Annotated in this window: 22 protein-coding genes and 1 tRNA gene; 6 read left to right on the forward strand and 17 right to left on the reverse strand. The window is 72.0% G+C overall.

Features of this window, described 5'->3' with window-relative positions; translation table 11 throughout:
* Window positions 1–16: 16 nt before the first annotated feature.
* Window positions 17–868, reverse strand: coding sequence for a 16S rRNA (cytidine(1402)-2'-O)-methyltransferase (rsmI, locus tag ACFUJ1_RS27295; protein WP_378649983.1), 852 nt, complete (start codon window positions 866–868; stop codon window positions 17–19).
* 33 nt (window positions 869–901) lie between these two features.
* Between rsmI and ACFUJ1_RS27300 the strand changes: the two genes are divergently transcribed.
* Complete coding sequence (locus ACFUJ1_RS27300; RefSeq protein WP_378649985.1) at window positions 902–2,500, forward strand: dolichyl-phosphate-mannose--protein mannosyltransferase; 1,599 nt, start codon at window positions 902–904, stop codon at window positions 2,498–2,500.
* Here the strand turns inward: ACFUJ1_RS27300 and ACFUJ1_RS27305 are convergent, their stop codons facing one another.
* Both ACFUJ1_RS27305 and ACFUJ1_RS27310 read right to left on the reverse strand, forming a co-directional pair.
* A complete protein-coding gene (locus ACFUJ1_RS27305) occupies window positions 2,501–2,875 on the reverse strand; it encodes a GntR family transcriptional regulator (protein ID WP_378649987.1) in 375 nt (124 codons plus the stop codon).
* A 4-nt stretch (window positions 2,876–2,879) separates the two neighbouring features.
* Window positions 2,880–4,133, reverse strand: a complete 1,254-nt coding sequence (locus ACFUJ1_RS27310) for an arginine deiminase (protein ID WP_378649989.1) — start codon at window positions 4,131–4,133, stop codon at window positions 2,880–2,882.
* 94 nt (window positions 4,134–4,227) lie between these two features.
* Here ACFUJ1_RS27310 and soxR point away from each other — a divergent pair, with 94 nt between their 5' ends.
* A complete protein-coding gene (gene soxR / locus ACFUJ1_RS27315; protein WP_378649991.1) occupies window positions 4,228–4,749 on the forward strand; it encodes a redox-sensitive transcriptional activator SoxR in 522 nt (173 codons plus the stop codon).
* On the opposite strand, the gene ACFUJ1_RS27320 is transcribed toward soxR, so the two are convergent.
* The 7 genes from ACFUJ1_RS27320 to ACFUJ1_RS27350 all read right to left on the reverse strand — a co-directional run bounded on the left by ACFUJ1_RS27320 (window position 4,746) and on the right by ACFUJ1_RS27350 (window position 12,807).
* Window positions 4,746–5,591 carry an SDR family oxidoreductase gene (locus tag ACFUJ1_RS27320; protein WP_378650026.1) on the reverse strand — a complete coding sequence of 282 codons (846 nt, stop codon included), beginning with the start codon at window positions 5,589–5,591 and terminating at the stop codon, window positions 4,746–4,748. The two genes, soxR and ACFUJ1_RS27320, sit on opposite strands and share 4 nt — an antisense overlap.
* A gap of 110 nt (window positions 5,592–5,701) precedes the next feature.
* Window positions 5,702–6,829 (reverse strand): glycosyltransferase, encoded by a 1,128-nt coding sequence (locus ACFUJ1_RS27325; RefSeq protein ID WP_378649993.1) that lies wholly within the window; start codon window positions 6,827–6,829, stop codon window positions 5,702–5,704.
* A gap of 80 nt (window positions 6,830–6,909) precedes the next feature.
* Entirely contained in the window at window positions 6,910–8,745 is a 1,836-nt protein-coding gene (locus ACFUJ1_RS27330) for a putative bifunctional diguanylate cyclase/phosphodiesterase (protein WP_378649995.1), read from the reverse strand.
* Between the two features lie 43 nt (window positions 8,746–8,788).
* The gene (locus tag ACFUJ1_RS27335; RefSeq protein ID WP_378649997.1) at window positions 8,789–10,924 is read right to left on the reverse strand and encodes an Rv1355c family protein; all 2,136 of its coding nucleotides are present in this window, start codon (window positions 10,922–10,924) and stop codon (window positions 8,789–8,791) included.
* Window positions 10,914–11,672, reverse strand: coding sequence for a hypothetical protein (locus tag ACFUJ1_RS27340; RefSeq protein WP_378649999.1), 759 nt, complete (start codon window positions 11,670–11,672; stop codon window positions 10,914–10,916). The genes ACFUJ1_RS27335 and ACFUJ1_RS27340 overlap by 11 nt, the downstream gene beginning before the upstream one ends.
* A 260-nt stretch (window positions 11,673–11,932) precedes the next feature.
* The gene (locus ACFUJ1_RS27345; RefSeq protein WP_378650001.1) at window positions 11,933–12,367 is read right to left on the reverse strand and encodes an effector binding domain-containing protein; all 435 of its coding nucleotides are present in this window, start codon (window positions 12,365–12,367) and stop codon (window positions 11,933–11,935) included.
* Window positions 12,364–12,807 (reverse strand): GyrI-like domain-containing protein, encoded by a 444-nt coding sequence (locus tag ACFUJ1_RS27350; protein ID WP_233020470.1) that lies wholly within the window; start codon window positions 12,805–12,807, stop codon window positions 12,364–12,366. Before ACFUJ1_RS27350 ends, ACFUJ1_RS27345 begins: the two co-directional genes overlap by 4 nt.
* Before the next feature lie 250 nt (window positions 12,808–13,057).
* On the opposite strand from ACFUJ1_RS27350, the gene ACFUJ1_RS27355 reads away from it, so the two are divergent.
* A complete protein-coding gene (locus ACFUJ1_RS27355; RefSeq protein WP_378650027.1) occupies window positions 13,058–13,810 on the forward strand; it encodes a uracil-DNA glycosylase in 753 nt (250 codons plus the stop codon).
* Here ACFUJ1_RS27355 and ACFUJ1_RS27360 read toward each other — a convergent pair.
* Both ACFUJ1_RS27360 and ACFUJ1_RS27365 read right to left on the reverse strand, forming a co-directional pair.
* The gene (locus ACFUJ1_RS27360; RefSeq protein WP_378650003.1) at window positions 13,791–14,354 is read right to left on the reverse strand and encodes a hypothetical protein; all 564 of its coding nucleotides are present in this window, start codon (window positions 14,352–14,354) and stop codon (window positions 13,791–13,793) included. The two genes, ACFUJ1_RS27355 and ACFUJ1_RS27360, sit on opposite strands and share 20 nt — an antisense overlap.
* Before the next feature lie 1,785 nt (window positions 14,355–16,139).
* Window positions 16,140–17,693, reverse strand: a complete 1,554-nt coding sequence (locus tag ACFUJ1_RS27365; RefSeq protein ID WP_378650005.1) for an MFS transporter — start codon at window positions 17,691–17,693, stop codon at window positions 16,140–16,142.
* A 329-nt stretch (window positions 17,694–18,022) separates the two neighbouring features.
* Between ACFUJ1_RS27365 and ACFUJ1_RS27370 the strand changes: the two genes are divergently transcribed.
* The 3 genes from ACFUJ1_RS27370 to grpE are packed head-to-tail and all read left to right on the forward strand — an operon-like array spanning window position 18,023 to window position 21,134.
* A complete protein-coding gene (locus ACFUJ1_RS27370; protein WP_378650007.1) occupies window positions 18,023–19,120 on the forward strand; it encodes a tetratricopeptide repeat protein in 1,098 nt (365 codons plus the stop codon).
* A complete protein-coding gene (locus tag ACFUJ1_RS27375) occupies window positions 19,117–20,655 on the forward strand; it encodes an Hsp70 family protein (protein ID WP_378650008.1) in 1,539 nt (512 codons plus the stop codon). Before ACFUJ1_RS27370 ends, ACFUJ1_RS27375 begins: the two co-directional genes overlap by 4 nt.
* A gap of 2 nt (window positions 20,656–20,657) precedes the next feature.
* Window positions 20,658–21,134, forward strand: coding sequence for a nucleotide exchange factor GrpE (gene grpE, locus ACFUJ1_RS27380; RefSeq protein WP_378650009.1), 477 nt, complete (start codon window positions 20,658–20,660; stop codon window positions 21,132–21,134).
* A 60-nt stretch (window positions 21,135–21,194) separates the two neighbouring features.
* Here the strand turns inward: grpE and ACFUJ1_RS27385 are convergent.
* The 5 genes from ACFUJ1_RS27385 to ACFUJ1_RS27405 all read right to left on the reverse strand — a co-directional run bounded on the left by ACFUJ1_RS27385 (window position 21,195) and on the right by ACFUJ1_RS27405 (window position 25,924).
* Window positions 21,195–21,267, reverse strand: a tRNA-Ala gene (locus ACFUJ1_RS27385).
* Between the two features lie 106 nt (window positions 21,268–21,373).
* On the reverse strand, window positions 21,374–22,576 hold the full coding sequence (gene glpR / locus ACFUJ1_RS27390; RefSeq protein ID WP_378650010.1) for a gephyrin-like molybdotransferase receptor GlpR: 1,203 nt from the start codon (window positions 22,574–22,576) through the stop codon (window positions 21,374–21,376).
* A 348-nt stretch (window positions 22,577–22,924) separates the two neighbouring features.
* Window positions 22,925–23,575, reverse strand: coding sequence for a GNAT family N-acetyltransferase (locus tag ACFUJ1_RS27395; RefSeq protein WP_378650011.1), 651 nt, complete (start codon window positions 23,573–23,575; stop codon window positions 22,925–22,927).
* A 12-nt stretch (window positions 23,576–23,587) separates the two neighbouring features.
* On the reverse strand, window positions 23,588–24,847 hold the full coding sequence (glp, locus tag ACFUJ1_RS27400) for a gephyrin-like molybdotransferase Glp (protein ID WP_378650012.1): 1,260 nt from the start codon (window positions 24,845–24,847) through the stop codon (window positions 23,588–23,590).
* 123 nt (window positions 24,848–24,970) lie between these two features.
* On the reverse strand, window positions 24,971–25,924 hold the full coding sequence (locus ACFUJ1_RS27405; protein WP_378650013.1) for a UTP--glucose-1-phosphate uridylyltransferase: 954 nt from the start codon (window positions 25,922–25,924) through the stop codon (window positions 24,971–24,973).
* Window positions 25,925–25,952: the final 28 nt, after the last annotated feature.

Raw genomic sequence — 25,952 nt, forward strand, 5'->3', positions numbered from 1 at the left:
ACCGCATACCCGCCGGTCAGGCGGGCGCGTCGGCGCGGCGGGCGGCGAGCACGGCGTCGTAGAGCGCACGGCGGGATGCGCCGGTCTCGGCGGCGAGATCGGCGCAGGCGTCCTTGAGCCGGATACCGGCGGCGACCCTGGCCTCGACCTCGGCGACCAGGTCGGCCGGGTCCGCGGCGACCGAGGTGGCGCCTGCCAGGACCACGGTGATCTCGCCGCGCACGCCGTCGGCGGCCCAGGCGGCGAGTTCGCCGATGGTGCCGCGGACGACCTCCTCGTAGGTCTTGGTGAGTTCGCGGCAGACGGCGGCGCGGCGGTCGGGGCCGAGCACCGCGACGGCGTCGGCCAGGCAGTCCGCCAGCCGGTGCGGCGCCTCGAAGAAGACGCAGGCGCGGGATTCGGTGCGCAGGGTGCCGAACCACTCCCGGCGGGCGCCCTGCTTGCGCGGGGCGAAGCCGTCGAAGCAGAACCGCTCGACGGGCAGCGCCGAGAGCGCGAGCGCGGTGGTCACGGCGGAGGGGCCGGGCAGGCAGGTGACCGGGAGGTCGCGCTCGGCGCAGGCGGCGACGAGGCGGTAGCCGGGGTCGCTGACCGACGGCATGCCCGCGTCGGTGACGAGCAGCACGGTCTTGCCGTCGGCGATCTCGCCGAGCAGCGCCGGGATGCGGGCCACCTCGACGTGGTCGTAGAAGCTCACCACCCGGCCGGTGATCTCGACCCCGAGCGCCTTCGCCAGCGAGCGGGTGCGCCTGGTGTCCTCGGCCGCGATCACCTCGGCCGTGCCGAGTGCGTCGCGGAGCCGCTGCGAGGCGTCGCCGATCTCGCCCATCGGCGTTGCCGCCAGTACCAGCCTGCCCGGTTCGGTCACGGTGCTCCATTCTCCACCGCCTACGATCGGGGCGTGACCCAGGTGACCGGCCAGCGCGCGACGGCGCCCTCCGTGCCCCCGCCCGCGCGGTCGAGCCCGGCGCCGCGGCGCCCGGTCCCGGACTTCGGCCCGGTCGACACCGCCCGCGGCTGGATCGTCACCGGCGTGCTCACGGTGATCGCGGCGCTCACCCGGTTCATCTACCTCGGCTACCCCACCGACGCGGGCACCCCGGTCTTCGACGAGAAGCACTACGCGCCGCAGGCGTGGCAGATGCTCACCGGCAACGGGGTCGAGGACAACCCGGGGTACGGGCTGGTGGTGCACCCGCCGGTCGGCAAGCAGCTGATCGCGATCGGCGAGGCGATCTTCGGCTACAACGCCTGGGGCTGGCGCTTCTCCGCCGCGGTCGCCGGGGTACTGCTGGTGCTGCTTGTGATCCGGATCGTGCGCCGGATGGCGCGCTCGACGCTGGTCGGCGCGATCGCCGGGCTGCTGCTGATCGCGGACGGGCTGACCTTCGTCTCGTCCCGGATCGGCATGCTCGACATCTTCATGGCGCTCTTCGTCGTCGCCGCCTTCGGCTGCCTGATCGTCGACCGGGACGAGGTGCGGCAGCGGCTGGCGCTCGCCGACTTCGAGGGCCGCGCCGAGTTCACCGCGTGGGGGCCGCGGGTCGGGGTGCGCTGGTGGCGGTTCGGCGCGGGCGTGCTGCTCGGGCTCGCCTGCGGAACCAAGTGGTCGTCGATCTACTTCGTGGTGGCGTTCGGGCTGCTCAGCGTGGCCTTCGACGTAGCGGCGCGGCGCACCTACGGGGTGCGGCGGCCGTGGCTCGGCACGCTCGTGCGGGACGTCGGGCCCGCGCTGTACGCGCTGGTGCTGATTCCGCTGCTGGTGTATCTGGGCAGCTACGCGGCGTGGTTCGCGAGCGAGGTCGGGGTGTACCGCTGGGCGGTCGGCAACCAGGTCGGCACCGGCGGGCCGTTCGCGTTCGTGCCGGACGCGCTGCGCTCGCTCTGGTACTACAGCGGCGAGAGCCTGCGCTTCCACTCCGAGCTGACCAACTCGGCGGGCAACCACCACCCGTGGGAGTCCAAGCCGTGGACCTGGCCGATGGGGCTGCGGCCGATGCTCTACTACTACGCCGACGGCGGCGTCACCGGCTGCGGCCAGACGCAGTGCGTCAAGGCGGTCATGCTGGTCGGCACCCCGGCGCTGTGGTGGATCGCCTTCCCCGCGCTGGCCTGGATGATCTGGCGCGGCATCGTGCGCAGGGACTGGCGCTACGCCGCGGTGCTGGCCGGCTACGGCGCCGCCTGGCTGCCCTGGTTCCTGACCCTCGACCGGCAGATGTACTACTTCTACGCGGTCGCGCTCGCGCCCTTCCTGGTGATGGGGGTGGCGCTGGTGCTCGGCGACGTGCTCGGCCCGGCCCGGCGGCTCCCGCTGCCGCGCGGGGTGCCCGGGCCCGCGCGCGCGCCGAGCGAGCGGCACAGCCTCGGGTTGCTCGGCGTCTGCCTCTACCTGGGGCTGGTCATCGCGAACTTCATCTGGCTGTGGCCGATCCTGACCGCCCTGCCGATCACGCCGGGCAACTGGCACGACCACCTCTGGCTGCCCAGCTGGCGCTGATCAGCCGGTCGGCGGGTTGGCCTCCAGCGCGGAGCGGATATAGCGCAGTGCACTGCGGTCGTCGAGGCCGAGCCGCCGGATCGCGGCGACGTACTCGGTGGCGGCCCGGCCCGCGAGGTCGCGGGTGGGGTCGCCGGAGGAGGCGATGAAGGTGCCCTGCCTGCCCCTGGTCTCCAGCACCCCGTCGGCCTCCAGCTCGCGGTAGGCGCGGGCGACGGTGTTCGGGGCGAGCCCGAGCTGCTCGGCCAGCGCCCGCACGGTCGGGATCTTGGTGCCCGCGGTGAGCGCGCCGGAGCGCACCCTGGCGACGACGCCGATCCGCAGCTGCTCGTACGGCGGCACCGAGGAATCGTGGGTGATCTCCAGCTCGAGCACGGTCTCACACCTCGTCGCGGGCGATCGGACAGGAGAGGCAGCGCGGCCCGCCGCGCCCGGAGCCGATCTCCGAGCCGGGAATCGGCAGCACCTCGATCCCGGCGTCGCGCAGCCGGGCGTTCGTCATCTCGTTGCGCTCGTAGGCGACAACGACGCCGGGGGCGAGCGCGAGCGTGTTGTTGCCGTCGTCCCACTGCTCGCGCTCGGCGGTGACGCCGTCCAGCCCGGTGTCGATCACCCGGAGTTTGCCGATGCCCATGGCCTCGGCCGCGGCGGGCAGGAACGGGTCGGGCCCGGCCATGCTCACCCCGCCGTTGCCGGTGCGGCCGCCGTAGCCGTCCTCGCGGCGGATGGTGAAGGCGGTCAGCGAATCCCGCACCGCCGGGTACATGACCACCGCGTCGGTGTCGACCATGGTGCAGACGGTGTCCAGGTGCATGGTGGCCCGGTTCTGCGCGATCGGCACCACCAGCACGGTGTGCGCCAGGTCGTCGTCGAAGAGGCTGCGGGCCAGCGCCTCCGCCCCGGCGGGGGTGGTGCGCTCGCCGACCCCGACCGCGACGACGCCGGGCGCGAGCAGCAGCACGTCGCCGCCCTCGATCGGCGCGGTGTGCGATTCGTAGGCCCGCCGCACCCCGAGGAAGCGCGGGTGGAAGGCGTAGATCAGGTCGGTGAGCGAGGTCTCGCGGCCGCGCGCGGGCAGCGCCAGCGCGGTGATCGCGACCCGCGGCCCGACCCAGAACGACGAGTCCCTGGTGAACATGAGGTTGGGCAGCGGGTCGATGACGAAGTCGCCGCCCTGGTGCATCCGGCGCACCAGCGAGGCGGTGTCCGGGCCGAACGGCAGCTCGTCGAAGGTCATCCCGGCGATCAGGACGTTCGCCAGCTCCGGGCCGGGCACCCCGCGCAGGTGCGCGGCGAGCTGCTCGGCGAGCGGGTGGCCGAGCCTGCGCGCGTCCACCGCGCCCGCGATGCCCTGGACCCGCGCGGCGCCGCTGACCCCGAGCGTCTCGGCGAGCAGCTCGCCGAGCAGCAGCACCTCGACGCCGCGGTCGCGCAGCGTGCCCGCGAAGGTGTCGTGCTCCTGCTGCGCCCGCTCGACCCACGGGATGGCGTCGAAGAGCAGCTGGTCGTTGTTGCGCGGGGTGAGCCTGCGCAGCTCGTCGCCGGGGCGGTGCAGCAGCACCGCGCGCAGCCGGCCGACCTCGGAGGTCACCGAGAGCCCGGCCTTCGCCTCGCGTCCTTCCCCTTCGTCCATGAACCGACCGTAGTCGCACCGGCGGCGCACGGCACGGCGATTCGGTCCCGGACGGAAGGAACCTGAAGTATTGTTGAGGTGAATGGAGGATCCGATGACGACTGCCGATTGGCGTGCGAAGGAGCTGACCCCCGGGCAGCTTTCCGAGCGTAGCGGAGTAGCGGTGTCCGCCCTGCACTTCTACGAACGCGAAGGTCTCATCTCGAGCCGCCGCACCAGCGGGAACCAGCGGCGCTACACCAGGGAGACGCTGCGCCGGGTGGCCTTCATCCGGATCTCGCAGCGGGTCGGCATCCCGCTCAGCGAGATCAGGGACGCGCTCGATCGGCTCCCCGCCGGCCGCACCCCGACCCGCCGCGACTGGGAAACGCTCTCCACCGCCTGGCGCACCGACCTGGACGAACGCATCACCCAGCTGGTCCGGCTGCGCGACAACCTCACCGGCTGCATCGGCTGCGGCTGCCTCTCGCTCGGCAGCTGCAAGCTGGCCAACGAGGGCGACCGGCTCGGCGACCAGGGGCCCGGCGCCCGGGTGCTCGACGTGCACCTGAACTGCCAGGAGACCACCGACGCCGCCCCGGCCGAGCCCTGCGAGCCGATGGAGAGCGTCGGCTAGCGCCGCGGCTCGCGCAGCAACCGGGCGAACTTCTTCGACGCCTGCCCGATCACGAACTCGTAGGGCAGCGCGAACTTCCGCTTCCACCAGTAGGCGAAGCGGATGTCGAACGAGGTGAAGACGAGGAAGCGGTCCTTCTCGACGCCCCGCACGATGGCCTCGGCCACTTTCTCCGGCGCGACGGCGTGCCCGGTGAAGCGGTCGTGCAGCCGCCGCACCCGCGGGTCGTCCTTGTCGACGCCGACCAGGTCGAAGGAGTGCACCAGCGGGGTGTTCACCGCGCCGGGCGCCACCACGTGCACCGAGATGCCGTGCGGCGCCAGGTCGAAGCGGAGCACCTCGGAGACGCCGCGGATGCCGAACTTGCTGGCGCTGTAGGCGGCGTGCCAGGGCAGCGCGATCAGCCCGGCCGCCGAGGAGACGTTCACCAGCGCGCCGCCACGCCCGGCCCTGACCATCGGCGGCACGAAGGTCTCGATGACGTGGATCGGCCCCATGAGGTTGACCTCGACCATGCGCCGCCAGTGCTTGTGCTCCAGGTTCTCGACCGTGCCCCAGGCCGAGGTGCCCGCGATGTTCAGCACGATGTCCAGCGCGACGTGCTCGGCGTGCACCGCGTCGGCGAACGCGCGGACCGCGTCGTAGTCGGTGATGTCGAGCGCGCGGGCGGCGAGCACCGTGCCGCCCGCGGCGCGGACCAGATCGGCGGTCGCGGTCAGCCCGGGCTCGTCGATATCGGTGAGCACGAGCTGCCCGCCCTGCTTCGCCAGCGCGACGGCGGTAGCCTGCCCGATCCCGCTCGCGGCCCCGGTCACCAGTGCTTTCGCCTTCCGCACGGTCACCTTGCGACCCCGCCGGATACCCACCACAGTCACAGCACGTTCCTCTCGTCGGCGCGCGTCCCGTTGTCGCAGGGTACTTCGACGTGCCTGCTGCTCCGGTGTTGCCGTGCTCAGCGCGCGAGCACCGCGAGCATCCCGGCGACCGCGCGCGGCCAGGTGAACTGCTCGGCCCGGCTGCGCGCGGCCAGCCTGCGGCCCGCGGTCGGCATGGCGAGCACGCCGTCCACGGCGCGGGCGAAGGCGGCCGGGTGGTCGGCGGCGACGGCGCCGCACTCCGCGGTGACGATGTCGGCGAGCGCGGAGGAGCGGCTCGCCACCACCGGGGTGCCCGCGGCCAGCGCCTCCAGCGCGGCCAGCCCGAAGGTCTCGTGCGGGCCGGGCGCCAGCGAGACGTCGGCGGTGGCGAGCAGCGCGGCGACCCGGTCGCGATCGGTGATGAAGCCGGTGAAGTGCACCGCGGGAGCGCCGCCGGGCAGCTTGGGCAGCAGGCGGGCGCGCCGCTCCAGCGCCTCCCGGCGCGGGCCGTCCCCGGCGACGACCAGCCGGGCGCCGATCCCGGCGTCGGCCAGCTCGCCGACCGCCTCGATGCTGCGGTCCACCCGCTTCTCCACCGAGAGCCTGCCGCAGTGCACCAGCAGCGGGTGCCCGGCCACGCCGAGCTCGGCGCGCAGCCGCTCGTCCACCCGGTTCGGGCTGAACAGCTCCAGGTCGACGCCGAGCGGAACCAGCTCAACGTTCGGGGCGTCGATCCGGCGGAACTCGGCGCGGGCGAACTCGGTGGTGCAGACCACCACGTCGTACTGCTCGGCGGTGCGCCGGTTGGCGAAGTCGGCGAAGCGCCGCGCGGCCGGGCCGGGCAGCACCTGACCGAGGAACCGGTCGAGCCGCTCGTGCGAGATCATCACGCTCGCCACGTCGCGGCGCCGCGCCCAGCGGCCGAAACCGCGCAGCGTGAGCCGGTCGGAGACCTCGAGCACGTCCGGCCGCAGCCCGGCGAGCACGTCGGCCACCCGGCTCGGGTCGGCGGCGCGGTATCCGCCGGTGCCCGGAATCGGCAGCGCGGGCAGCGTGATCCGCACGGCCCCGGTCGGCAGCACCTCCTCGGTGCGGCGCGGGCCCGGCACGATCAGCACCACCTCGTGACCGGCGGCGACGTAGCCGTCACCCAGGTGGTGCAGCGCGGTGCGCAGCCCCCCGGAGCGCGGGCCGTAGAAATTGGCGAGCTGCACGATGCGCACCCGCCGATCGTGGAGGCGGCGGCGTGCCCGGCGACCAACGCCGTGTGAACGCCGTACGAAGAGGCGACGAATCGCGCGCTTCAGCGTGCGGGCGCGCTGCGATCCGGCCGCGGCAGATCCAGGTCGAGCGGGATCCGCCCCTCGGCCAGGTGCACCTCGGCCTGCTCGGCGGGCATCGGCCGCGCGATCAGGAACCCCTGCGCCCGGTAGCAGCCCAGCCCGACCAGGGTGCGGGCAGCGACCGGGGTTTCCACGCCCTCGCCGACGACGCCGAGCCCGAACGACCCGGCCAGCCCGATGATCGACTTCACGATGGCGAGGTCGTCGGCGCTGGCGCCGAGCCGCTGCACGAAGCCGCGGTCGATCTTCACCGCGTCCACCGGCAGCGCCTTGAGGTGCGAGAGCGAGCTGTAGCCGGTGCCGAAGTCGTCGATGGCGATCTGCACGCCCATCCGCTTGAGCCCGCGCAGCGTCACCTGGGTGCGCGAGAGGTCCTGCACGACGACGTGTTCGGTGATCTCCAGGCAGATCGAGCTGCCATCGATGCCGAACAGCCGGAGCATGTCCTCGATCCGCTCCACGAAGTCCAGGCTGACCAGCTGCACCGGCGACACGTTGATCCGCATGACGACGTCGGCGGCCAGCCCCCGCCTGCGCCACTCGGCGAACTGCGCGCAGGCCGAGCGGATCACCCAGCGGCCGAGCTCACCGGCCAGGTTGGTGGCCTCGGCGACGCTGACGAAGGCGCCGGGCGGCAGCAGCCCCCTGGTCGGGTGCAGCCAGCGGACCAGCGCCTCCAGCGCGACGATCCGGCCGGTGCGCAGATCCACCTCGGGCTGGTAGTGCAGGATCAGCGAGCCGTCGGCGACCGCACCGCGCAGGTTCAGCTCCACGTCGTCCTGCAGCTCGAACTGGGCGCGCATGGCGTCGGTGAAGACCGCGACCCCGTTGCCGCCGCCGGACTTGGCCGAGAGCAGCGCGTGGTCGGCCCGGCGCAGCACGTCGGCGACGGTGGTCTCGCCGGGGATGCCGAGCGCGACCCCGACGCTGGCGCCGCGGCTCACCGACTCCCCGCCCACCGTGACCCGGCGCCCGATCAGCTGCTGGATCCGGGTGGCCTCGTTCTCCGCGGCCACCGCGTCCATCGGCTTGGCCGGGACGATCACGAACTCGTCGCCGCCGAGCCGGGCGATCATGTCGGTCGGGTCCAGGTTCTCCCGGAGCCGGGCCGAGAGCGAGCGGATGAAATTGTCGCCCGCGGTGTGTCCCAGAAAGTCGTTGAGCGCCTTCAGCCGGTCGAGGTCGAGGAAGAAGGTCGCGACCGGACCCGGGCTACCGGCCCGCAAACGTTCCTCCATGTGCTCGAGCAGCGCCCTGCGGTTCGCCAGCCCGGTCAGGTCGTCGTGCAGCGCGATGTAGCGCAGCCGTTCCTCGGCCACCACCCTGGCCTGCAACTGGGCGAAGAGCGCGGCGATCGCCTTGAGCACGTTGAGCTCGCGGGTGCTCCACTCGCGGTCGCCGACCTTGATGAAGCCGAGCAGCCCGGTCGACTCGCCGCGGGAGAGCAGCGGCACTGCCGCCGAGGTCACGTAGGGCAGGCCGGAGGCGCGGCGGATGGTCTCCTGGTAGTCCGCGTCGTCCCTGGTCACCAGGAACGGCTCGGTGGCATTCTCCAGCGCCTTGAAGACCGAGTCGGCCTTGTCGAAGTAGACGACCCGGAGCGGGTCCGGCTCCGGCACGTCCTCGCGCGGCGGCCACTCGGCGACCAGGACGGTCGCGCGGCGTTCGCGGTCGGTATGCCGGACATAGCTGAAATCGACGTCGAAGTACTCCACCAGGGTCGCCAGTACCCGTTCGGTGGCCGCCACCATCGTGGTCGCGTCGACACCCATCAGCTCGGAGGCGACTTCGGTCACCAGTGAGTCGAGTGTCCGCCGAGGCACCTTGTCTCCGATCGCACTAGCCGCTGGTGTCCACGCCCGGCATCGGGCGTCGCCTGCTTCGGACCGTCGCGTCGGCGGCCCGGCTCACGCGCAGCGCCAATGCCATGGTCTCACGTTCGGGAACGCCGACGAGGTGTAGGAATCGTCCCTGAAGTGACGTCAGTGTATCCACGAAGCCGGGGGAAATCGCGGCCAGTTCGCTGACGTCGCGCGCATACAGGAAGACCGGGGAGATCGGCTGCACCGCAAGACCCGCTCGTTGCGCCGCGATCCACACCCGCTCGACGGCGGCGCCGCCGCGGGCGTAAGCGGTCAATCCCGGCGCGTCGACCGTCTCGGCCGGTACCGTCACGACCAGGATCGCGGCGGCCGTGAGCACCCGGTCGCGGGTGCTGTCGCCCAGCGCGGCCCCGCCGGACCAGTCCCGCAGATTCGCCATGATGTCGGGGCGGCGCGCCACCTCGAACGCCACCTGCTCGTCCGGCGCGAGCTCCAGGCTGCGCACATCGATCCCGGCCGCCAGATCATCGCCGACCGCTCTGACCTCGTCGAACAGCTCGCGGTGCAGCTCGGGCTCCAGGTAGCGCACCCGATCCGACGCGGCCAGGATCGCGGCCGCCTCGGCGAGCGCGTCCGGATCGTCGACGATCCGCAACATCGCACCCTCCGCCGTTGCGGCGTTGCGCAGCTCGGCGGCGAGTGTCCCGTCCAGTGCGCCACCGGCGCCGAGCCTGCGATTGGTCTCGCGCCGCAGCGCCCACGGATAGTCGGCGGCGAGCGCCGGATCCGAGCCGCGTCCCAGACGCAACTTCGCAATCAGTCCATCGTCGTCCGATTCGCGCAGTTCTACGGCGCCGAGGATGCCGAGCGCGGCGGCGGCCGCCCGCGCGTTGTAGAGCGCGGCGCCGAGCGCGACGGCGCTGCCGCGGAAGCGGTGGTCGAGGCCGGTGCGGTAGTCGGTGCGCAGCGCGATCCGGATCTCACCCGCGTCCGCCGTCAGCGTCCAGGGCTGCGCGTTCCCGCCCGAGGGGGCGCGCTGCGCGCAGTGCAGCACCGTGCGCACGTCCGAGGCGTCGGGCGGGGGCAGGTGCGGGTCGAGCTCGTCCGGCGCGGCGGCCGCGGCGGCGGGGATCTCGGGCGCGGCCACCCGGTCCAGCTCGGCCTCCAGGTCGATCCGGACCCGGCCGGACGGCAGCGCGCCGCCGAGCCCGATCCGGCGCACCGCGGCGGCCACCAGCGCGCCGCCGAGCATGACCTCGCTGCCCAGCTGCGGCCAGGCCGCGAGGGTCTCATCGATCTCGACCATGCTGGCGCCCATCCGGGCGGAGATCTGGTCGGCGCCGAGGATGCCCATGACGTACGGCGCCTTGTCCCGGGAGGCCAACCCGCGCAGATCCGCGGCCTTTACCCCGCCGAGCATGCCGTGGAACGGCTCGCGCTCCGGCTCCAGGTCGTAGCGCTCGATGTCGAGCAGGCCGCGGTCGCTCGTCTCCATCACCACCGGCAGCCCGACGGCGCGCGCGTGCTCGCGGACCAGCAGCTTCACGTCGAGCGAGTCGCACTCCTCGACCACGAGCGAGAGCCCGGCCAGGTACTCCGGCATGGAGTCGCCGTGCACGCCGCCCGGGTGGATGTCGACCGGGAGGTAGGGGTCGAGCTCGGCGATCCGGCGCGCGGTCACCACCGCCTTGTTCACCCCGATGTCGAAGAGCGTGGCGGGCACCCGGTTCAGGTTGGAGAGCGCGATCGCGTCGAAGTCGGCCAGCCGCAGGTAGCCGCAGACCCCCTCCTGCGCCAGCGCGTAGGCGACGGCGTGGCCGACGCTCTGCCCGACCACCCCGATCCGCAGCGCGCCGAGCACCGCCTGCTCCTCGGCGGTGAGCTTGTTCCGGTTGCGGTTCAGCCGGACCGCGCGGAACTCCGGCTCGGCGGGCAGCCCGAGCAGCCGGTTGCGCCACGGGTAGTAGACCCAGCGGTCCCCGGCCCGCGGCGCGGGCTCCGGGATCTCGGCGAGCTCGGCGCGCAGCGGCGCGCGCAGGTCGGTGACCTCGATCCCGGGGCGTTCGCGCAGCTCCGCGATGGCGGCCGCGGCGCCGGGGGCGGCGGGGTCGATGATGAGCGGCCGGTGCTCCGCGCCGGGCTCAGCAGCCATGGAACGGCCGCGGGTCGGGCTCGGGTAGGCCGAGCTCGACCCACTCGGCCCGCATGGCCGCGTACTGGTCGGGCGCCGCGGTGCTGCGGTAGCGCCTGGTGTCCCACCAGATCGGCACCGTGCGGTAGCGGTCGTCCGGGTACGGCACCGGGGCGATGTCGGTGGCCGTCAGGCCGCCGCTGGCCGCGTGTCTGCTCGCGGTGAAGGAGGCGACGGTGGCGAAGCAGAAGCGCGCGTCCAGCAGCCGCGGCGCGTGCGCGAGGCAGCGCGAGATCGCGGCGCCGAGCTCGTTGCGGTACGGCGTCTCCCGCGAGACCCAGGCGCCGCGCCCCTCGACGACGCCGAACGGCAGCCTGCCCGCCATCATCATGCGCAGCGCGCTCTCGCCGGGGCGGCCTGCCCAGGCCAGCAGCGAGGTGGCGTCGGTGACCCGGCGATACCTGCCCTGCACGCGAACCCCGGCCACCATCCGGCCGTCGGCGTCGGTGGCGGTGCAGAAGAGCGCGGTGGTGTCGCCGTCGGCGGTGGCGGAGAGCTCGAGCGCCTCCTCGACCCCGAAGTGCCGGTAGGTGCGCAGCGCGCCGTCCAGGTAGCGGGCCCAGAGCCCGGGCTCGGCGGCGGGGGTCGCCAGCCGGATGCGGCAGCCGGAGGCCAGGTCGAGGAAGTGGCCGCCCGCGGTGGTTGTCGTGCGCCGGGAACGGTCGTCGGGTGCGCCGGCGGGGCCGACTGCGATCGTTTCGACAGTCATGAGTCAACTCCTGCTACCGCCGCCGGGCGGCCCTCGAACCGATGCGGCAGCCTGCTCGAACGTACTGTCCGGTCGGCCCGCCAGTGGAAGTATCCGTCATTCGACCGGAATTGACCACTTATCCGGTTAATCTCCCGTGACCATGTCACATTTCTATTAATTCGCCCCGAGGCGGAGCGGGACACAATAAGGAGTGATACCGGTTAGACCGGTTGGTCTCCTCATGGCAACCTGGTGGCAACCTAGCGGAAGGGTGCTGGTCAGACCAGTATCGAGATGAACAATTCGACCGAGTCGGGCTTGCGCCACACCTCGATCTCCTCCCGGTACGCCCTGGTGATCTCGGCCGACGCGGTGGCGTCGTCGACCTGCGCCCAGACGTCCTCGACCGGGTCGTGGTAGTCGCCGTTCGGCTCGAAACGGGCGAAGACGCCCTTCGGCACCCGGACGAGCACATCGCCGACCGGCACCTCGGCAGGCTGCGGGTAGTCGAGGCAGACGACGGCGTTGTAGCTGCCTGCGGGGTCGGGCACGTAGAGGGTGTAGAGCACGCGGTCGGCGATGTCCCGGTCGCGCAGCCGATCCTTGAGGAATTCGATCAGGTCGCTGTTGCTGACCTTGAAGCTCGGCCGCACCCGGGGAACGACGAGCCCGCCGTAGATCGCCTCGGGGCGCACCGCGATCGTGTAGGTCATCGCGGCTCTACCGCCAGGTAGAGCTCGATCTTGTAGGCGTGCGGATACCACTCGAAATCACCCGAGTAGGTGCGCTTCAGCTGATTGTGCTCCTCGGCGTACGATATTTGCGTCCACAAATCCGTCATAATCTGCGGGAAATTACCCATCGACGAGAATTTCGCATACTTTCCGCGCGGCAACCTGGCCACGATATGACCCCTGGTGACTTCCTCGAACGACGAACACCGATATCCGACGATCTGGGTGTTGTACGTCCCGAGCTCACCCGAGTAATCGGTGTAGGCGCTGGCGAGCGGACCACCGAGGTCCTGGTGCAGCACCGCTGCCCAGGCCGCCTCCAGCGCCTGGTCTCGCAGCTCTCCGAGCGCGCGCTTCGGGCTGCGCACCGGCAGCCCGGCAACCCACGTCTCGTCCCGCTCGACGATTTCGAACTGCATGGATCGACTCTTTCGGGTGAAACCGGGGTAGCTCCAGCCAAGGGGCTCTTCGGAGGTGCCATGCTATCAACCCGGAGATCCGATGATCGATCGCCCGGCCGTGGCACCGGTCATTCCCGCGGCATTGATCGACGTCCGGTATCAGATTCCTGCGCCGACGAAGGGAAAGTGAACCATCGGTAATCCGGAAGTTCCCGCCGACGGAATCGGAGCGCCACCGGCGACCGGCCGGAAATCGGCGCGCGCGCCCATCACGGATCCCGCCGGGATCACCGCCGTGCACTCGATCGCGGAGCTCGACGCCGCCGTCGCGGATTGTTTCGGCTGCCCCCGGCTGGTGGCCTGGCGGGAACGGGTGGCGCGGGAGAAACGCGCCGCCTTCCGGGAGCAGCCGTACTGGGGCCGGGCCGTCCCCGCCTTCGGGCCCGCGGACGCCGCGCTGCTCGTCGTCGGGCTCGCACCGGCCGCGCACGGCGCCAACCGCACCGGCCGGATGTTCACCGGCGACCGCAGCGGCGACGTGCTCTACGCCGCCCTGCACGCCGTCGGGCTGGCCAACCAGCCCACCGCGGTCGCCGCCGACGACGGGCTGCGGCTGCACGGCGTCCGGATCACCGCGCCGGTGCACTGCGCGCCGCCGGAGAACAAGCCGTCCGTCGACGAGCGCGATCGGTGCGGGCACTGGCTGGAGCTGGAACTCGGGTTGCTGGCGCCGACGCTGCGCGCGGTCGTCGTGCTCGGGGGGTTCGGCTGGCAGGCGCTGCTTCCCGTGCTCGGCGCCAACGGCTGGCAGGTGCCGCGGCCGCGGCCCCGCTTCGGCCACGGCGCGCGGGTGACGCTGGCCCCGAGCGGCGCGGAGCGGGAGCCGCTGCACGTCTTCGGCAGCTACCACGTCAGCCAGCAGAACACCTTCACCGGCAGGCTCACCCCGGCCATGCTGGAGCAGGTGCTCGCCGCGGCGGGCCGCGCGGCCGGGCTCCCGGTCAGGACGGACGGGCGATAGCGGCGATCACCACCCGGCCCTCCCACACCGTGACGGTGACGAACTGGCGGTACGTGCGCACGGCGCCGTCCGGGCGGGCCTCGGTGATCACCACGTCGAAGCGGCCGTCCGCCATCTGCGTGATCAGCACGCAGTGCTGCGTGTTCGGCGGCACCGAGGCGATGCCCGCGTCGATCACCTCCACCGTGGAGACCGCCGCGTCCGGGGCGGTCACCGCGCGGGCCGCGATGCCGGAGCGGGTCACGTAGTAGGCGTGCTGGAAGGCGAGGACCGCCTCGGGGCCGGTATCGGTGGAACCGAGCCCGTTGCCGCGGACCAGGCCGTTCTCCCTGGTCGGCTCGCAGCCGGGGCCGCCGCCGAGGATCGGGTCGGTGATCGCCGCGACCGGCTGCCGCGGGTTCGTCGCCGCCGCGGTGTAGGTGAGCACCACCGCCGCGGTGGCCAGCGAGCCCGCCACCGCCACCAGGCCGACCAGCAGCGAGCGGCGCACCCGCGGTTTCGCGGGCACCGGTTGCTGCGCGGCGGAGAGGCCGGGGGTGAGCATGCCTGGCCAGAGCGGGGCCGACGCCCTCCCCTTCTTCGGCTGCGGGGGGATGCGCTGCGGGGGCAGGGGGCGGTCGCGGCGTACTGCGTCGCGCAGGGAGCCAGGGGGTGGTGGGCCCTCGCCACGCCGTCTGCCCTGGGGGGTGCGCGGAAGTTCGCCGGAGCGCGGGACGCGCGGCAGCGCGCCCGAGTCGGGGGTGTCAGGGCGCTGGGGTGCGCCGGAGCGCGCGGAGTCGGCGCGCCTCGGTGCCGGAGCGACCGCATCCGGACGCACCCGCGGCAGCTCACCGGAGCGTGGGGAATCCGGGCGCACGCGCGGCAGCTCACCCGAGCGCGGGGCATCGGGACGTGGACGTGCGGCCTCGCCTGTGTCGGCGCGCCTCGGTAGTGCTCCCGAACCGGACGCCTCCGGGCGGAGGCGCGGGAACTCGCCGGTGCGGTAGGCATCCGGCGGCACCCGGGGGATCTCCCCGGACCGGTGGGCACCCCCGGTTCGCCGCCCGACCTGCGGGAACTCCCCGGACGGCGGCCCGCCGCTCCCCTGCTCACCGAACGGTGTGGCGCCGGTCATCGCACCGCCTCCACGTCGCGGGGCGCCGCCCGCAGGCCCCACCCCGAAAGTCCCTCCGCTGCGCCGCGCTTCGCCGTGGGGCGCTTCGCCCCGGCGACCCGGCGGGTCGTACGGACCGGGTTGCCGAGGGCGCCCCGCTCCGTCGCCGTAGGGCATCATCTCACCGCGACGCCCCACCGCGCGCCCGAACGGTCCCGGGTCGGGTACACCCCGCGCCGGCGGTCCCCCGTCCCGCACCGGCCACGGCTCGGGCGCGGGCACGCGAGACGGAACTCCCCCACCCTGCGCCCAGGGCTCGGGCGATCCCCCGAGCGGCGGGCGTCCCGCACCTCGCGGCCACGGCTCCGGCGCCGCCCCACGCGACGGGATTTCCCCACCCTGCACCCAGGGCTCGGGCGATCCCCCGAGCGGCGAGCGTCCCGCACCTCGCGGCCACGGCTCAGGCGCCGCTTCGCGCGGCGGGACTGCCGCACCCTGATGCCATGGCTCGGGCGCAACCCCGCGCGGCGGGACTGCCCCCTCCTGCGACCACGGCTCCGGCCCGACTTCGGGCGCCGAATCAGCCCCATGCGACCACTGCTGCGGCACCCCACCGCGCGGCAACCGCTCGGGCACGGCTCCGTCCGCCGGCGGCGGCAACCGAACCTGCCCCCACTCGTCACTGCGCACCCGCCGCACCATCCCGGGGAACCCGGGCACGTCGGGCCCGCGCTCCGGCGCAGGCCCCTCCCGCTGCGCGTCCGCGCGCCGCGAGGAGCCGCGGCGCCCGCTCTCCCGGCGCGCGGCATCGCGAAGCGTCTCACCCTGGGGAGCCGCCCGTCCCGCGGCGCCCCTTTCCCTCGGCTCGGACGCGTTCCACGACATCATGATCTCGCCACACTCCCTCTGCCGGAGCCCCGCACCACCGAGCCCCGTGGGTCCCTCTCAATGCCGTTGTGCAATAACAAGATTGCATATATCCGCTGTTCACGCTGCTCGAATGGCGCGGACCGGCCGGAGCTGACAGTCACCTCGCCCACTCCGCAAACCCACAGTGAACGACAAAGTTTTCCGGGTGCACCCCGAATTACGCTGAGCCCGGCGTCTTTCGAGTAACCCCTTCACGAACTGTGATCCAGATCTCCCGGTCCGGCGATCCGTCGAGGGAGGTTGCCATTCGGAAGTACCGTTCGGAAGTACGGCACGAACTGCACAGATGTAATTCCGAGGGTTCGCTCAGCGGTCCCCACCCGCGCGCCCCGGCGCGTCGAACGCGGTGACGACGGCCGCCACCAGGATCAGGATCGCGGACACCAGCAGCGCCACGTCGAGCCCGTGGTGGAACGCCACCTTGCCGGTGTTCAACACGTCGTTCAGCTTCGAGAGGTACGGCAGGTACGGGGTGATGTTCGTGCCCTCCGGGATTCCGCCCCGCTGCACCGCGTCCACCACGAAGGGCTGCAGCTCCGACGGCAGCCCGAGCTCGGACATCCGCGCCTTCAGATCCGCGGTGAGCAGCGAGTTCACCAGCGCGCCGAGCACCGCCACACCGACCGCCGAGCCGACCTGCCGCATCGTATTGGTCGCCGCCGCCGCCATCCCCGAGTGCTCGGCGGGCAGCCCGGAGAGCACCGCCGAGGTCAGCGGTACCACCGCGACGCCGAACCCGAGACCGGCCAGCGCCATGGCCGCGGCGAGCGGCCCGTCCTCGATCGCCCCCGCCAGCGCGGACCGGGTGAGCAGAATGCCCGCGGCCCCGACGAGGCACCCGGCGATCATCGGCGTCCGCGCCCCGCGCCGCGCCACCCAGAACCCCGCAGCGAGCGACCCGACCACGATCGCGACCGCCATCGGCGCGAACACCGTCGCCGTCCGCGCCCCCGAGTACGACTGCATCACCTGCAGGTACAGCGCCGTGAAGAAGAAAATGGAGAAGATGCCGAAGTACACGGCGAACGCCACCACCAACGCGCTCCGCACCGCCGGTGGCCGCAGATAGCGCAGCTGCAGCATGGGCGCGCGGGCCCGCAGCTCGACGACCACGAAGGCGACGAAGGCGAGCCCGCCCGCGACGAAGAGCGCGAGCACCGGACCCGAGGTGTACCCCTCGTGCTCACCGGCGATGGCGGCATAGATCACCGCACCGAGAAAACCGGCGCCGAGCACGAACCCGGCCCAGTCGATCGGCCCGTCCGGCGGATCCGAGCTCTCCGGCACCGCCCACAGCGCCGCGAGCAGCGCCGCCGCCCCGAGCAGCAGGTTGAACCAGAAGATCGAGCGCCAGCCGTAGGCGTGCACCAGGACTCCGCCGAGCACCGGCCCCGCGGCCAGCGCCAGCCCGGCCGCCGCCGCCCACACGCCGAGCGCGCGGGCCCTGGCGCGTTCGTCCGGAAAGATTTGGCGCAGCAGCGAGAGCGTGCCCGGCTCCGAGGCCGCCGCCCCGACCCCCATGATCGCGCGACCGAGGATGAGCAGCGGCACGGTGGCCGCGAGCGCCGCCACCACCGACCCCGCGCAGAAGACCACCAGCCCCGCGATCAGCACCCGCTTGCGCCCCCACCGGTCGCCGAGCGAGCCGCCCGCCAACATGAGCCCGGCGAAGACCACCGTGTAGGCGTTGACCACCCACTGCAGCGTGCTCACATCGGTGCGCAGCTCGTTCCGGATCGCGCCGAGCGCCACGCTGACGACGGTGGTGTCGAGAAAGGTCACGAACACGACGGCGGTGACCGCCGCGAGTGCCGTGACCGGTCGCGCCGCTGTGCTCGGCACCCTGCCCGTCGGCCCCACGCGCACAGGGTACGGGGCCGTCGGACCCGCCGGTCCGAATGGCCGGTGAACAGCGGACGACAGTGCGGCACACCGGCTCGGCACCGGGCAGCCCGCCGCCGGAACGGCGGAATCGCACTCCCGAAGAGCCGAACAGGAATGGCCGGAGCCGCGTCGGCGCGAATGTGGGCCGAATGAGCGACAGCGCGACCGCACCCGCCGCTGCCATAGTTTGTGTCGCGTGCAGTACAGCTCGTCGGTGGACGAAATGCGGTGTCTCCAGAGATAGGCGCCGGGCATTTGTTGCTGCCCGCGATATCTCATTTCCGCGACCGATTTGGAGTACGTCAGTGACCGTACAGGTCGATTTCTACGATCTTCTCGGCGTAGCGCGCGACGCCTCGGACGACGCTGTTCGCGACGCGCACAAACGCCAGACGCGCATCTGGACCAAGCGAACCGCCAGCGCCGATCAGAGCACGCGGCAGGAGGCGGAGACCAAGACGTCCTTCCTGCGGCAGGCCTTCGACGTCCTGCTCGATCCGGCCAAACGCCAGGCCTACGACCGCGATCTGGCGGCGGGCGGGGTCGCCGCGCCGGTAGCGCAGCAGGGCGGCGGCGACTGGGTCACCCAGGCGCGGGCCGCGCTGGGCCGGGGCGATTACCGCAGTGCCGCCTACGCCGCTCGGGAAGCCACCCACTCGACGGGCAATTCGCCAGAGGCATGGATCCTCCGCGCGCGTGCGAATGCCGGACTCGGCCAGCTGCAGGACGCGCTCTACGAGGCCAAGCAGGCGACGACGATCGCGCCGAACAACGCCGACTACCTTTTCCAGACCGGCGTCATCCAGGAACAGATGCAGCAGTGGGCGGATGCCCTCGGCAGTTACCAGGCCGCGGCGCGAATCGCGCCGAACGAATTCATCTACCAGATCTCCATCGGCGGCGTCTTCCTGCAGCACAAAATGACCGACAAAGCGCTCGACGTGCTGGAGCCGGTGTACGCCGCATATCCCGCCGAGCCGCTGGTCGCGTTCTATCTCGCGAGCGCTCTGCTCGACAAGGCCGAGCAGACACCGCGGATCCAGTCCGCCGATACCTACGCGGCGTCGTCCGTCGACGAGATCGTGGCCATGCGGAAGCTCATCGAGCGCGCGGGCAACCTCAACACGAACGACCCCGAGATCCCCCGCCGGGTGCACGACATCAAGCAGTACCTGGACCGCATGGAGGAGATGTCCTGGCAGGTGCCCGGGCTCTTCGGCTTCTCCAGCCTCCGCGCCGTCGGCATCCCGTTCGCCGCGATCGTGCTGGCGTTCGTCCTGTTCGGTTCCGGGGTCCCCGGTGCGGGCTTCCTGTTCCTGCTCGCCGCCGCCGGCCTCGGCTTCCTGACGTACACGACCTGCTGGGTGCCGCGCTGGAAGGCCGCCGCCCGGATCGCTCGATGACCGCGCGGGTCATCGGAATCGACCTCGGCACCACCTTCTCCGCGGTCTCCGCGATCGGTTCGTCGGGGCTTCCGCAGATCATCCCGAACCGGGACGGCGGAAACATCACCCCGTCGGTGGTCCTCTTCGATGGCCCCGAGGTTGTCGTCGGAACCCACGCGAAGCGGCAGTCGAGCGCCTTTCCCCTGGACACCGTCCAGTTCATCAAGCGCCACATGGGAAACCCCGACTACCGCTTCTACCCCGAGTCGGGCGATGCCGAATACCGGCCGGAGCAGATCTCGGCGCTGATCCTGAAATCGCTGGTGTTCAACGCGCGGCGCGAACTCGACGAGCACGTGGTCGACGCCGTCATCACCGTCCCCGCGTACTTCGGCGACGCTCAGCGCACCGCGACCAGGCAGGCGGGCGAGATCGCCGGGCTCAACGTCATCGGCATCGTCAACGAGCCGACGGCCGCGGCGGTGAGCTTCGGGCTGAACCGGGACTTCAGCGGCACCCTGCTCGTCTTCGATCTCGGCGGCGGAACGCTGGATGTCACGGTGATGCGGTGCTCGGGCGGCACTTTCGACGTCCTCGCCGTCGAAGGCGACCCGCAGCTCGGCGGCTACGACTTCGACAACGCGATCATCACCTGGGCGATGGAGAGTTTCCTTCATGCGGGCGGCAAGCGGTTCGAGGAGGATTCGGCCGCCGGTGCGCAGCTGCGGGAGCGGGCCGAGGACGCGAAGCGCAGGCTGTCGACCAGCGATTCGACCACGCTCTTCCTCACCCACCTCGATCATTCGGCCAAGCTCCGGCTGACCCGGGCCGAGTTCGAGCAGCTGTCGCGCCACCTGCTGGTGCAGTGCGAGTACAAGCTCGAGGAGGCGGTCGAGCTCGCCGGGCTCACCTTCCGCGAGATCGACAAGGTGTTGCTGGTCGGCGGATCGACGCGCATGCCCATGGTGCGCGACCTGGTCGAGCGCGTCACCGGCAGGTCCCCGGACGTCTCCGTGCACCCGGACGAGGCGGTGGCGCTCGGCGCGGCGATCATCGGGGAGCTGCGGCACTCGGAAGCCACCGGCCGGGCACCGGTCCTGGCCGGTCGCAACGACATCACCATCGTCGACGTGGTGTCGCACGGGCTCGGGGTCGTGGCCGACGACGAGCGCGGGATTCCCGCGAACTCCATCATCGTGCGGCAGAGTTCCCGGGTGCCCTGCCAGGTCACCACCGACCGGTTCGCCACCGTGGCCGACGGCCAGACCTCACTGTTACTGCAGGTCACCGAGGGGGATGAGAACGGTGTCGATCCGAAGTACGTGAAAATCCTCGGCACGACGGAACTGAAGCTCTCCGGTCGTCCCGCGGGCTCACCGGTCCGCCTCGTCTTCTCCTGCGACATCGACGGCACCCTGCACGTCGAGGTGATCGACCTGGTCGACGGCCGCCATCTCGGCGAAATGATGATCGACCGCATCGCGAACTACACGCAGGCAGAGGTCGCGAACAGCGAAAGCGAGATGCGGTACGTGAAGGTGCGGGAGGGGTAGCGATGTCGAGCGACAGCGATCTGGCCGACCGGATCGACGGCGTCAAAGCCGAACTGACGGCGCTGACCGACCTGTTCAACCGGCGGTTGCGCGAGGACCGGGTCAATCGCCAACTGGTCGAGGCGCTGCAGGTCCGCGCCGAGGCGGCGGAAGCGGGGCTCGCCACCGAGTACCTCCTGCCGGTGGTTCTGCAGCTGACCCGTCTGGTCGATCGAGCCGAGCAGCGCCCGGCCGAGACCGATCCGTTCGTCTCCTCCCTTCTCGACGAGATCCACGTGATCCTGGAGAACTGCGGAGTCCGATCCTTCGGCCAAGCGCGGGAGCCCATCGACCGCGCTGTCCACGAAATGCGCGCGGTCCGCGGCGAACCGGGCGGACAGTTGCTCGTCGACGTCGTGCTGCGGCGTGGCTACAGCTATATGGGGAGAACGATCCGCGCCGCGGTGGTCGAGGCGGTCTACGCCGACCCCGCGCCCTGAAGCTTCCCGATCGAAAGTGGCCGTGCTCCGAAGGAAATCCTTCGGAGCACGGCCACTTTGTGGAGCTAAGGGGAATCGAACCCCTGACCTTCTCGATGCGAACGAGACGCGCTACCAACTGCGCTATAGCCCCGTGCGGCTCCTGGGAACCGCGCTGTGACACTGTATCAGGACGGCGCCGCAGACTCCGAATCGGGGCCGTGAGCTGGGTCGATGCCCAGCACGGCCCCGATCGGGGACTATTCGCCCGCGGCGCGGCGCATGTCGTCGGTGCGGTTGCGGAGGGCGCGGGCGGCGGCCGGGTCGAAGGTCTCCAACTGTTCGAAGTCGGGGGCTTCGTCGTCCGGTTCGAGCAGGACGGAGCGGCGGCGCAGGGTGCGGGCGGTGTCCCGGTCCATGCCGACGGCGGCGCGGGCCGGGCGGCGCGGGGCCGCGGGCTCGGCGTCTTCGTCCTCGGTCCGGGTGCGGCCGCGGTCGAGCCGGGCGGACCGGCGGCGCCGGATCTCCTCCTCCATACGCACCTGCTTGCGCAGGTACGCGAGGTAGCCGACGAGCACGACGAGGCTGAGGCCGGTGCCCCACCACAGCGCGGGGGCGACGGCGAGGCCGAGGCCGCCGCAGAGCAGGCCGGTGAGCAGCAGGCCGAGCACGGCGCGCTGCCGGAAGGTGTAGCGAGCGGCGCGAGCGATGGCGTCGGCTTCCGGGTCGTAGCCGCCGCGGCCGCGGCGGGTGGGCACGAAGTCGTCGTCGGTGCGCTCGGCGGGCTCCGCCGCGTCCTGCTCGTCGGCGGAGCCGGTCTCCTCGTCCTCGTAGAGGTCGTCGTCATCGAGGCGCGCGGGGGCCTTGGCGGGGGCAGGCGGGATGCGCGCGCTCACCCGGGTGGCGGCCTCCTCGGCGGTTTCGGGTTCGGGGGCGTCGTCGTCCCGGTACTCGTCGTCGTCCTCGTAGGGCTCGTCCTCGTACTCGGCGGCCTCGGCGGCGGGATCCGGGTCCTGGTCATCCGCGTCGTCGACGTCCTCGTCGGTGCGGTCGTCGGCGTCCGCCACGTCGTCGTACTCGTCGTCCGCGTCGTATTCGGCGGCGGCGGCGGTCTCCCCCTCGGTATCGGGCTGGTCGGTGTCCGCGGGCCGATCCTTCTCGGCGCGGGGATCGGTGACGGTGTGTTCGTCGTCGGTGACGGGCTCGTCGGCCGAAGTCGTCATCCGATCCTCCGCATCATCGCTCTGGGGAAGCCTTCTCGTGCGTCGGGGTGGCCGGTAGTCGGGGTCGGTATCGTGCGGGCCGTTCTTGCGGCGGCGTTTCGAGCCGCCCCGGTACAGCACGCGGGTCGCCAGCGCGGCGTCGGTGGTGCGCCGGATACGCGGGTGACGGTTGGCGAGCATGGGGAAGAGAACGAAGACCCACAGCACGACGAGCCCGATCCACAGGATCGAATTCGGCATGTCGTCAACACCTCCGTCCCCGCCGGGATTGGTCCACTCGGCCCGCGGCCGGCCCGCACCCCGCCGAGCGACCGCTCAGGCCCTCGTCCGGGGCGGCGGTTCGGCCGCCGCGGAGGTACTTCGGCCCGCCCCCTCATCGGCCGGCCGAGCACCCCACAGGCTCCGTGCCGGCGGCGCGGGACGCACCACCGACGTCCGTAGGTTAATTCCGGGTAGAGATCACAACGAGCAGGCGCGCCGTGCACTTGCGCCACAGCAGTCACATTTCCACCAGTTCCGCGGCGCGTGCAGCCACCGTATTCCTTTCCCCCGAATGACGAATCCCCTTCGGCAGTGCGACACCGCAGCTCAGAGCGGTGTCGCGCGTCCCTCCCGCACGATCCGGTCGACCACGGTGCCGAGCACCTCTTCGACCGTGATACCCACCAGGAGGTGATCACGCCAGGCGCCGTCCACATCGAGATAGCGGCGCAGCAGCCCCTCCTCGCGGAAGCCCGCGTGCCGCAGCACCGCCTGGCTGGCCAGGTTCTCCGGCCGCACGGTGGCCTCCACCCGGTGCAGCCCGACCGGCCCGAAGCAGTGGTCGAGGCCGAGCGCGAGCGCCGCGGTGGCCACGCCCTTTCCGCTCAGGTCGCGCGCCACCCAGTAGCCGATCCAGGCCGAGCGCAGCGCGCCGCGCACGATGTTGCCCACCGTGATCTGCCCGGCGAAGTCGCCGTCCACCTCGATCGCGAGCGGGACCATGGCGCCCCGCCGCGCCTCCGCCTTCAACCCGGACCAGAGAGACGGCCAGTTCGAGGCGTGGTTGCGCGCCTCCCAGGTGCCGCGGCCGGTCGGTTCCCACGGCTCCAGGTGGTCGCGGTCGCGCAGCCGGATCCGGCTCCAAGCGGCGGCGTCCCGCAGCCGCACCGGCCGCAGCCGCACCTCACCGGCGGCGACCATGACCGGACCGATCTTGGCCGGCCATCCCGGATGCTGCGCACCCCGGAGAACGCTCATACTCGGCACGCCTCAGCCGCGCTGGGAGAGGAACGCGACGCGCACCTCGTCACCGGTGCGGATCTCGGTGTCGTCCGGCTCGACGACGATCAGGCTGTTCGCCTCCGCGAGCGTGGCCAGCAGGTGCGACGAGCCGTTGGTGCCGTTGCCGAGCGGCTGCACCAGATAATCGCCGGTGGTCTCGTCGCGCATGAGCTGCGCGCGCAGGTACCCCTTCCGCCCGGTCATGGAGCTGACCGGCATGATCGTCCGCGCCCGGATGACCCGCCGCATGGGATGCCTGCGACCGAGCGCGATCCGGATCAGCGGGCGCACCATCACCTCGAAGACGACCAGCGCGCTCACCGGGTTGGCGGGCAGCAGGAAGGTCGGCACCTCGTCCCGGCCCAGCCTGCCGAAGCCCTGCACCGAGCCGGGATGCATGGCCACCCTGGCGATCTCCAGCTCGCCGAGCCCGTCCAGCGCCTCGCGCACCTGCTCGGAGGCCCAGCCGCCGACGGCGCCCGCGATCACCACCACCTCGGAGCGCATCAGCTGCCCCTCGACCACGTCGCGCAGCCTGCGCGGGTCGGAGCTGACGATGCCGACCCGGTTCACGTCGGCGCCCGCGTCGCGCGCCGCGGCGGCCAGCGCGTAGGAGTTCACGTCGTAGACCTGCCCGGGCCCCGGCGTGCGATCGATGTCGATGAGTTCGCCGCCGATGGAGATCACCGAGAGCCGCGGCCGCGGATGGACGAGCACCTTGTCCTGCCCGACCGCGGCGAGCAGCCCCACCTGCGCGGGACCGATGATCGTTCCCGCGCGCACCGCAACGTCGCCGGGCTGCACGTCGTCGCCGATGCGGCGCACGTAGTCGCCGGAGCGCACCGGCTCGTAGACCTTGATCCGGGCGCGGCCACCGTCGGTGAAATCGAGCGGGAGCACGGCGTCCGCGAGCGTCGGCAGCGGCGCCCCGGTGTCCACCCGGACGCTCTGCCTCGGCTGCAGCCGGATCGGCTGCCGGGAACCGGCCACCACCTCGCCGACCACCGGAAGGGTGAGGTCGACCAGCTCGCCGGTTTCGTCCCTGATGTCGGAGCCGGCCGCCGAGACGTCGACGCTGCGCACGGCGTACCCGTCGATGGCGGCCTGGTCGAATCCGGGCAGCGGCCGTTCGGTGACGACGTCCTCGGCACACAGCAGACCCTGGGCCTCCGAGATCGCGACCCGGACCGGCCTCGGCGCGACCGCGGCCGCGGTCACCTTGATCTGCTGATCCTCAACCGAGCGCATCCAGCCCTTCCCTGCTCCTCTCGCACGCCGCCGCTACCGCATCGGCACCGGCGTGCGTACATCCGGGCGGCGAACACATTCGTACCCGACGTGTCCACCGCCCGTGAAATTCGACCGCGCCCGTCAGTCGTAGGTCGTCAGCTGGGGATCCCAGTCCGGGCCGAGCCGGTGCTGCAGCCACTCCCGAAGGGCCGGGCCGTACTCCTCCCGTTCCAGGGCGAAATCGACCGCTGCTCGAAGATAACCGCCCGGGTTGCCCAAATCGTGGCGCGACCCACGGTGCACGACCACATGAACCGGATGTCCTTCCGCGATCAGCAGCGCGATGGCGTCGGTGAGCTGGAGTTCGCCGCCCGCGCCCGGCTCGATCCGGCGCAGTGCGTCGAAGATCGCCCGGTCCAGCAGGTACCGCCCGGCGGCGGCGTAGGTGGACGGCGCGTCGGCCAGCGCGGGCTTCTCCACCATCCCGTTGACCCGGAGCACGTTCGGGTTGACCGCGTCCGGCACCACCTCGACGTCGAAGACGCCGTAGGCGCTGACCTGCTCCTTCGGCACGTCGATGGCGCACAGCACGGAGCCACCGCGCTTGCGCCGCACCCGGCTCATCACGTCGAGCACACCGGACGGAAGCACCAGGTCGTCCGGGAGCAGCACGGCGATGGCGTCCTCGTCGTCGTCGAGCACCGCCTCCGCCTGGGCGACCGCGTGGCCGAGGCCGAGCGGCTCCTCCTGGATCACCGAGCTCACGTCGAGCAGCCCCGGCGCCTTGCGTACCTTCGCCAGCGCCTCCATCTTGCCGCGCGCCGCGAGCGTGCCCTCGAGCACCAGGTCCTCGACGAAGTGCGCGACGACGCCGTCCTTGCCCGGGGAGGTGACGATCACCAGCCGCTCGGCTCCCGAGTCCGCGGCCTCCGTGGCGACCAATTCGATCCCCGGCGTGTCGACCACCGGCAGCAATTCCTTCGGCACCGTTTTCGTCACGGGCAGGAAGCGCGTCCCCAACCCTGCCGCAGGCACCACAGCCGTGCGGAAAACCGATACCGCGCCATCCCCCGACCGTCCGGCCTTCGCTGTCATACGCCTACCCTATCCATCCATTACATCG

The organism is Nocardia sp. NPDC057227, assembly GCF_042669725.1.
GTDB lineage: Bacteria > Actinomycetota > Actinomycetes > Mycobacteriales > Mycobacteriaceae > Nocardia > Nocardia asteroides_A.

What these genes read in the sequence shown, in the direction of transcription:
- ACFUJ1_RS27310 (WP_378649989.1), bottom strand. Translation starts at nt 4,133, where the DNA reads ATGGACGAAGGGGAAGGACGCGAGGCGAAGGCCGGGCTCTCGGTGACC.
- soxR (WP_378649991.1), top strand. Translation starts at nt 4,228, where the DNA reads ATGACGACTGCCGATTGGCGTGCGAAGGAGCTGACCCCCGGGCAGCTT.
- ACFUJ1_RS27335 (WP_378649997.1), bottom strand. Translation starts at nt 10,924, where the DNA reads ATGGCTGCTGAGCCCGGCGCGGAGCACCGGCCGCTCATCATCGACCCC.
- ACFUJ1_RS27340 (WP_378649999.1), bottom strand. Translation starts at nt 11,672, where the DNA reads ATGACTGTCGAAACGATCGCAGTCGGCCCCGCCGGCGCACCCGACGAC.
- ACFUJ1_RS27345 (WP_378650001.1), bottom strand. Translation starts at nt 12,367, where the DNA reads ATGACCTACACGATCGCGGTGCGCCCCGAGGCGATCTACGGCGGGCTC.
- ACFUJ1_RS27350 (WP_233020470.1), bottom strand. Translation starts at nt 12,807, where the DNA reads ATGCAGTTCGAAATCGTCGAGCGGGACGAGACGTGGGTTGCCGGGCTG.
- ACFUJ1_RS27360 (WP_378650003.1), bottom strand. Translation starts at nt 14,354, where the DNA reads ATGCTCACCCCCGGCCTCTCCGCCGCGCAGCAACCGGTGCCCGCGAAA.
- ACFUJ1_RS27375 (WP_378650008.1), top strand. Translation starts at nt 19,117, where the DNA reads ATGACCGCGCGGGTCATCGGAATCGACCTCGGCACCACCTTCTCCGCG.
- grpE (WP_378650009.1), top strand. Translation starts at nt 20,658, where the DNA reads ATGTCGAGCGACAGCGATCTGGCCGACCGGATCGACGGCGTCAAAGCC.
- glpR (WP_378650010.1), bottom strand. Translation starts at nt 22,576, where the DNA reads ATGCCGAATTCGATCCTGTGGATCGGGCTCGTCGTGCTGTGGGTCTTC.
- ACFUJ1_RS27395 (WP_378650011.1), bottom strand. Translation starts at nt 23,575, where the DNA reads ATGAGCGTTCTCCGGGGTGCGCAGCATCCGGGATGGCCGGCCAAGATC.
- glp (WP_378650012.1), bottom strand. Translation starts at nt 24,847, where the DNA reads ATGCGCTCGGTTGAGGATCAGCAGATCAAGGTGACCGCGGCCGCGGTC.
- ACFUJ1_RS27405 (WP_378650013.1), bottom strand. Translation starts at nt 25,924, where the DNA reads ATGACAGCGAAGGCCGGACGGTCGGGGGATGGCGCGGTATCGGTTTTC.